The sequence below is a fragment of the Dietzia massiliensis genome (assembly GCF_018390595.1).
Taxonomy (GTDB): Bacteria; Actinomycetota; Actinomycetes; order Mycobacteriales; family Mycobacteriaceae; genus Dietzia; species Dietzia massiliensis.
The window spans coordinates 1-462 of the sequence record NZ_JAHBAV010000176.1 but is presented as its reverse complement, the minus strand read 5'-3'; the positions used below and the strand labels follow the sequence as shown (position 1 = coordinate 462).

1 protein-coding gene is annotated in these 462 nt (G+C 61.5%); it reads right to left on the bottom strand.

Features of this window, described 5'->3' with window-relative positions:
- A partial coding sequence (locus tag KHA85_RS20185; RefSeq protein ID WP_213186663.1) for a fimbria/pilus outer membrane usher protein occupies window positions 1–462 on the bottom strand: 462 nt, incomplete at both ends.

Below are 462 nucleotides of genomic sequence, written 5' to 3'. Positions count from 1 at the left end.
TGCTCATGTAGTCTTCTTGCGAGAAACGGTAGCCGGCGAAGGTGACCTGGCTGTCCAACTCATCGAAGGTTTTCGAATAGCTCACCCGGTAAGAACCGCCGCTCAGCGTTTTTTCCTGCTGCGGCAGGCGCGCCCGCGATTGGGTGGCGTCGAACGACAGCGCGCCGAACATCATCAGATCGCGCCCCACGCCCAGCGAAAGGGCGTTATAATCACCGCCCGCCAACGCGCCGCCATACAACGACCAGCCGTTGCTGATGCCCCATGAGAATTCGCCGGTGCCAAACAGCGGCCCGCGAGCGTGGTGTTGCCAGTCGGACGGCTTGCCCGCCGCCAATTTGAAACGCCACGAGCCCGGGCGGGTCAGATACGGAATGCTGGCGGTGTTCATCTTGAACGCCTGTACGCTGCCGTCCTGTTCTTCCACCCGCACATCCAACTCGCCGGAAATGGCGTCATTGA